Source organism: Mesorhizobium sp. M5C.F.Ca.IN.020.32.2.1, assembly GCF_004023105.1.
Classification (GTDB): Bacteria; Pseudomonadota; Alphaproteobacteria; order Rhizobiales; family Rhizobiaceae; genus Mesorhizobium; species Mesorhizobium wenxiniae.
Genome location: NZ_RZSX01000429.1, coordinates 1 through 5,320, shown reverse-complemented (window position 1 = coordinate 5,320; position 5,320 = coordinate 1). Strand labels below are relative to the sequence as shown.

The window sequence follows — 5,320 nt, the reverse complement described above, 5'->3', positions numbered from 1 at the left end:
TTATGGATCAGATGATGTCCGGGGAATGTGGGGAATGGGCGTACAGGCTTCATCCTCCTCGCTCTGGTCGTGCTGGTGACCGCTGGCTTGGTCAAGTTTGTGTTCTTCAAATGACAATCGTAGTAACGAGGGCGCGGGTTCTGAACCAGGGGGCCTCGGACAAGATTTTAGGCTGCCATTTTCCGGCAGCTCTCCGCGCAGCGACGGCAGGCCTCGACGCATTCCTGCATGTGGCCAATGCGCTCACAGTCATCCGCACATTCGCTGCAGATCTCGGCGCATTCGCTACAGGTATGCTTGTGGTGCTCGGAACCGATGAGCATGAAATGCGCCGATGTCCGGCAGATCTCGGCGCATGCCATCATCAACGTGAAGTGCCGCTTTTCGGTGTGTTGGCCGCCCAGTTCCAGGCAGTGGCCCATGGCGGTCGAAAGGCACACGGAATAGCAGCGCACGCATTCGTCGATGCAGCTTTTCATTTCGGGGCTAAGGTGATGCATGGAAGGTGTTCCTTGTTCGAGTCGAGAAGCGGCTTACGACGTCTCCTGACGATCACTTTGCGTTGGCATCAAGCCACTGCTTGAACTCACCGATTTCGTTAGTCTGGGCGTCGATGATCTTCTGAGCCATCTTTTTGGCTTCGTCATTGTCGCCGTATTTCAGCTCGACTTCGGCCATGTCGATCGCGCCCTGGTGATGCGCGATCATCCCGCAGGCGAAGGCGACATCAGGGTCTTTGGCCATCATCTCTTGCATCATGGCAGGATGCATCTTCATCATCGCCGCCATGTTGGCCTTGTGCGCTTCATCCATGCCCGACATGTCCATGCCTGCCATTCCAGGCGTGGTGTGCCCTGCTGATGCGCCTTCAGCCTGACCGCATTGCTCCGGCAGGGGCGACGGAGCCACATCCATAGGCTGGTCGGAGGATTGCTGAGCGAACGCCGCCGGGGCGAAACCCGACAGCAACAGTGCCATGGCGAACGTGAGTTTGGTACTTGCCATGATTCATCTTCTAATCTTGAACTATGACGCGCGGTGCCGAGGTCTCGGCCCGGGCGCCGGCTCGGGGCATGAATGCGTTCATGGTTTTGGAGGTCGGTCCAACCGGTCAGGGATCCGCGAGCAACGCATGACATGTTGCGTAACGGAAGCGCGGAAACTTTGTTCCGATGCGGTGGGTTGCTAACGTAGACGGAGCGGACTGCATCTATGGATGCAGAGCCGTCGGCCCCTCATGCTGCTTGCGCCACCCGTACGGGGTCAGGCCTCGCGGCTTGTATAGCGACAGCGCCACAGGCAGGAGCAACACGAGCAGCCCTCCCGCGGCGTGGATCACAGGTGATATCCTCAGTTCCCGAAGATCAGCGCTGGAAAACGTCGTCTCTGCCGCGATGTCTGCCAGATAGCCAATCAGATTCAGCTGAAGCAGCAGGACGACGGTGACAAGAATATTCAGCAGAAGCTTCGCCAGGACCCAGTAGTGCCGGAACAGGCCCCAATTGGTGCCCAGCGACTGGACAAGTCCGGTGACCAATGAGACGAGAACCAACGGGACGATAACGTACCAGGCGGTCAACTCCATCGCGAGATAGGCGGCGCGCACCGTCTGCAGATCCTTGCTGGCCAAGCCGGCGACGGCGAGAGCCAGGAAGCCGGCGACCGCGCCGAGCGTGCCGACCGACGAAGCGACATGCGCGGTGAGCGCGAACTTTCGAAGGCCGGGTGTCATGGTCATGGCTGTTGCATGCCAGGCTCTGTAACGCTGGAGGACGGCAGGTGCCGACCGGGACCGTGAGGCCCGCCGACGCCGGTGAAGAGCGCAGCGATCACCAGCAGGATCAGGACGATCACGATAATCCCCGACACTTTCACCCAGCGCGGTGTGCCGGGGTAATCGGGCGGGTCGGCCATGTGCGTCTCCTGCGTCGCGCGCGGTATCGAGTTCCATGACTACGAAAACTTTATCGAGACAATGTGTCTATATCAAGTCGCTGTGTCTCGCATCTCGACATCGGTGATACGCCACGTATATTGGGGCGGTGCCGAAGCTGTGGAACGAAACCATCGATGCCCACCGTCGCGCGGTACGCGACGCGACCCTCGACGCCACCGCGGCGCTGGTGGCCGAGCGGGGGCTGCTGTCGGTGACGATGGCGAAGATCGCCGAGGAGACTGGAATAGGTCGCGCGACGCTGTACAAGTATTTTCGGGACGTTGAAGCGATCCTCGTCGCCTGGCACGAACGTCAGGTCACCGGTCACCTTGAACATCTCATTACCATTCGGGACCAGGTTGGCGACGCCGGGGAGCGGCTAAAAGCGGTACTTGAGGCCTATGCGTTCATTTCACACGAACATCATGGCACCCAACTCGCGGCACGCCTGCATCGAGGCGAACACGTCGTCAAGGCGCAGCATCAGCTCCACCATCTCATCCGCGATCTGCTGGCCGAGGGTGCTGCGACGGGCGATCTCCGGGACGACGTCGCGCCTGACGAGCTTGCGACCTATTGCCTCCACGCCCTCACGGCAGCCAGCAGCCTGCGATCCAAGGCCGCGGTCCGCCGGCTCGTCGCGGTCACTCTGACCGGGTTGAAACCTCCGCGTCGGTCAGACGGCGGGCTGGGCTGCGCAGACATGTCCGATGCACCGTAGTCCTGGTCCTGATATCATGCCCGTCATGATGGTAAGGGCGAAGTTGGAGGCGACGAGATGAGACAACTACTGGGAATTCTGGTCGCCAGTCTGATTGCGGCCACCTCGACCGGATCGACTGCGGGAGCCGAGGCGGTTTCGGTTTCGCAGCTGAAAGAGCGCACCCACATCCATGGGCTAGCTGTGGACAGGGAAAATTCGCAAAAGCTTCTGATAGCGACCCACCATGGACTCTTTCGCGCCGGGTCGGACGGAAAGGCAGAGCTCATTTCGCCGGTGCAGGATTTCATGGGATTCACTCCGGACCCATCCGACCCGAGGTCGCTTTACGCCAGCGGCCACCCCGCAGGCGGCGGTAATCTCGGATTCATCGCCTCGACCGACAACGGCGCGACATGGACGCAGATCGCGCCGGGTGCAGACGGGCCGGTTGACTTTCACCAGATGACGGTCAGCTCGGCCGATCCTCAGGTTCTCTACGGCGCCTACGGCGGCCTACAGGTGAGCCGCGATGCCGGGAAGACATGGTCGGTGGTTGGACTGCTGCCCGAAAAGCTGATCGACCTCGCCGCATCGGCAAAGGACGCCGACACCATTTACGCCGCGACTGAAGGAGGTCTGTCGGTCAGTAGGAATGGAGGCCTGATCTGGGAAACGGTCGTCGATGGCGCGCCCGTCAGTCTCGTTGAGGTGACGGCCGACGGTTCCGTCTACGCGTTCGTGGTGGGACGAGGACTTGTCCGATCCGCGGAGGCTGCTCTGAACTTCGCGCCTCTTTCCAGCGGCTTGAGTGACCGAATCCTGCTGCATCTCGCGGTCGATCCGGCCGACAAGGATCGGATATTCGTGGCGTCTCACCAAGGTGATATCCTGGCCAGCACCGACGGCGGCGTCAACTGGACCGAACTCGGTCGTTGATGCGGTGACACAGTGGATCGTAGGGTGACTGGAAAGCTGGCGCTGGCGCTTGCTCTCGCCGCCTTGGTGGCGGTCTACGTGGTTCTTGTTTTCGGGGGCAAGTCGGGCGGGATCCTCAAGGCCGACGATGCCCGTGTCATTGCGCGCGGCGAGGCCGTTTACGTGGCGCATTGCGCCTCTTGCCATGGCAGGAACCTCGAAGGTCAAACGGGCTGGAAAGCGCAGGACAAGGATGGATTCCTTCCGGCCCCGCCCCACGACGAAAACGGTCACACCTGGCACCACCCGGACACACTGCTGTTCAGGATAACGAAACTCGGCGTCGCCGAAGCCGCCAACCTCAAGGATTACAAAACGCGGATGCCAGCTTTCGGGGGACTCCTGACCGACGCCGATATCATCGCGGCCTTGTCCTATATCAAGTCGCGCTGGCCGGACGACATGCGCCGTCGCCACGATGAACTGAACCGCGTCTTCGCGCAGCGGGAATCCTCCGCACGATGAGCCGCATTTTGGCGGCACATCATCGCCGGCGGGCAAGCTCCCGATAAAACGCCTCTGGCGTAACGGCTATTTCCGACGCAACATGATGCCAGCGTCCCTTGGGCGGCAAGACGCCGCCATTGCATGCCATCCAGGCACTAACTCTCGCCGCGACGGATTTCAGGGATAATATCTCGGCCCGTGTCCGCGTCCGATGAACCTCGCCTGCCAAGTGTCGCAACAGTGCAGAGGCCAACTCACGATCACTTTCGAGCACCGCCATGGCCCTGGTGATCGGCACAGCGCGTACCATCGATTCCTCGGCTGCCAACGCATCGCAATGATATCGATCCGCAAACAGCGAAGCCTCGGCCAGGATCGAAGCCGAGCCGGCACGCTGCAACGTCAGCTGGAACCCGTCAGGAAGTGCCCGGACAAGGCGCAGTTCTCCCGCGGTGACCAGGAAGAGCGACAAGACCGGGTCGTCCATACGAAACAGGACGCTGCGGGCAGGGAGAGATTGCTCGCGTTCCGCGAGTTCAAGGAATCGCTCGAAGAGGAGGTCCGACATGATCGCAATCATGTTTCAGTTCCCGCGGCTGTGTCAAACGTCGCAAGAAGAAACGCCGGAGATCGCTCGATGAACCGCATCCCCATTGCCGTGCTGTCCCTCATGCTGGCTTTTCTTGCCGTCCCTGACGGGCTGGCACAGCAGCATGGCAGCATCAACCATCACAAGGCCGCTGAAGGAAAGGATCCAGCCACATCTTCTTATTCCGGGATGGAGAAACGCCGCGTGAAAGCGCTCTCGGGCGAGCAGATGGCTGATCTTTTGGCCGGGCGAGGGATGGGTCTGGCGCTGGCGGCCGAACTCAACTCCTATCCGGGTCCGTCACATGTCCTCGAACTGCGGGATGCCCTTGGCGTCACCGATGAACAGGCGTCGCGGACCAAGGCCCTGCTGGATCGGATGAAGGCAGAAACCATCCCGCTCGGACTACGCATCATCGAGAAAGAGACCGAACTTGACCGCTTGTTTTCCGAACGAAAGATAATTTCGGCACAACTCGCTGAACTGACAAAGACCATCGCCGACGTGCAAGGCGCGCTACGGGCAGCGCACCTGCGCTATCATCTCGAGATGGCCGAATTGCTTACCCCTGGGCAGATCCGCCGGTACTCACAGCTTCGCGGATACTCTGGGCAGGTCGATTGAACAGGGCTACGCCTTGGTTTCAACAGCGGACACTATTGTGCGACCG

Annotated in this window: 9 protein-coding genes; 4 read left to right on the top strand and 5 right to left on the bottom strand. The window is 60.7% G+C overall.

Annotation, left to right across the window (positions count from 1 at the left end):
• Positions 1 to 167 precede the first annotated feature (167 nt).
• The 4 genes from EOA86_RS40475 to EOA86_RS20745 form a co-directional block, all read right to left on the bottom strand.
• Positions 168 to 500, bottom strand: a complete 333-nt coding sequence (locus EOA86_RS40475; RefSeq protein ID WP_127209468.1) for a four-helix bundle copper-binding protein — start codon at positions 498 to 500, stop codon at positions 168 to 170.
• A gap of 52 nt (positions 501 to 552) precedes the next feature.
• On the bottom strand, positions 553 to 1,005 hold the full coding sequence (locus tag EOA86_RS20755; protein ID WP_128343354.1) for a DUF305 domain-containing protein: 453 nt from the start codon (positions 1,003 to 1,005) through the stop codon (positions 553 to 555).
• Positions 1,006 to 1,210: 205 nt separating this feature from the next.
• On the bottom strand, positions 1,211 to 1,732 hold the full coding sequence (locus tag EOA86_RS20750) for a hypothetical protein (protein WP_348633357.1): 522 nt from the start codon (positions 1,730 to 1,732) through the stop codon (positions 1,211 to 1,213).
• A 2-nt stretch (positions 1,733 to 1,734) separates the two neighbouring features.
• Positions 1,735 to 1,914 carry a hypothetical protein gene (locus EOA86_RS20745; RefSeq protein WP_127209465.1) on the bottom strand — a complete coding sequence of 60 codons (180 nt, stop codon included), beginning with the start codon at positions 1,912 to 1,914 and terminating at the stop codon, positions 1,735 to 1,737.
• Between the two features lie 128 nt (positions 1,915 to 2,042).
• Here EOA86_RS20745 and EOA86_RS20740 point away from each other — a divergent pair, with 128 nt between their 5' ends.
• The 3 genes from EOA86_RS20740 (at position 2,043) to EOA86_RS20730 (ending at position 4,079) form a co-directional block, all read left to right on the top strand.
• Positions 2,043 to 2,657: a TetR/AcrR family transcriptional regulator gene (locus EOA86_RS20740; protein WP_128343352.1), complete on the top strand. Its 615-nt coding sequence runs from the start codon at positions 2,043 to 2,045 to the stop codon at positions 2,655 to 2,657.
• 57 nt (positions 2,658 to 2,714) lie between these two features.
• Complete coding sequence (locus EOA86_RS20735) at positions 2,715 to 3,575, top strand: exo-alpha-sialidase (RefSeq protein WP_127209463.1); 861 nt, start codon at positions 2,715 to 2,717, stop codon at positions 3,573 to 3,575.
• Between the two features lie 66 nt (positions 3,576 to 3,641).
• Positions 3,642 to 4,079, top strand: a complete 438-nt coding sequence (locus EOA86_RS20730) for a c-type cytochrome (protein WP_245497332.1) — start codon at positions 3,642 to 3,644, stop codon at positions 4,077 to 4,079.
• Between the two features lie 19 nt (positions 4,080 to 4,098).
• Here the strand turns inward: EOA86_RS20730 and EOA86_RS20725 are convergent, their stop codons facing one another.
• The gene (locus tag EOA86_RS20725; RefSeq protein ID WP_164891868.1) at positions 4,099 to 4,629 is read right to left on the bottom strand and encodes a Crp/Fnr family transcriptional regulator; all 531 of its coding nucleotides are present in this window, start codon (positions 4,627 to 4,629) and stop codon (positions 4,099 to 4,101) included.
• 69 nt (positions 4,630 to 4,698) lie between these two features.
• On the opposite strand from EOA86_RS20725, the gene EOA86_RS20720 reads away from it, so the two are divergent.
• The gene (locus EOA86_RS20720) at positions 4,699 to 5,274 is read left to right on the top strand and encodes a periplasmic heavy metal sensor (protein WP_128343348.1); all 576 of its coding nucleotides are present in this window, start codon (positions 4,699 to 4,701) and stop codon (positions 5,272 to 5,274) included.
• The last annotated feature ends 46 nt before the right edge of the window (positions 5,275 to 5,320 follow it).

Excerpts from the sequence above, each read along its gene's own strand:
- EOA86_RS20720 (WP_128343348.1), top strand. The coding sequence starts at position 4,699 with ATGAACCGCATCCCCATTGCCGTGCTGTCCCTCATGCTGGCTTTTCTT.
- EOA86_RS20735 (WP_127209463.1), top strand. The coding sequence starts at position 2,715 with ATGAGACAACTACTGGGAATTCTGGTCGCCAGTCTGATTGCGGCCACC.
- EOA86_RS20725 (WP_164891868.1), bottom strand. The coding sequence starts at position 4,629 with ATGTCGGACCTCCTCTTCGAGCGATTCCTTGAACTCGCGGAACGCGAG.
- EOA86_RS20750 (WP_348633357.1), bottom strand. The coding sequence starts at position 1,732 with ATGACACCCGGCCTTCGAAAGTTCGCGCTCACCGCGCATGTCGCTTCG.
- EOA86_RS20745 (WP_127209465.1), bottom strand. The coding sequence starts at position 1,914 with ATGGCCGACCCGCCCGATTACCCCGGCACACCGCGCTGGGTGAAAGTG.
- EOA86_RS20755 (WP_128343354.1), bottom strand. The coding sequence starts at position 1,005 with ATGGCAAGTACCAAACTCACGTTCGCCATGGCACTGTTGCTGTCGGGT.
- EOA86_RS40475 (WP_127209468.1), bottom strand. The coding sequence starts at position 500 with ATGCATCACCTTAGCCCCGAAATGAAAAGCTGCATCGACGAATGCGTG.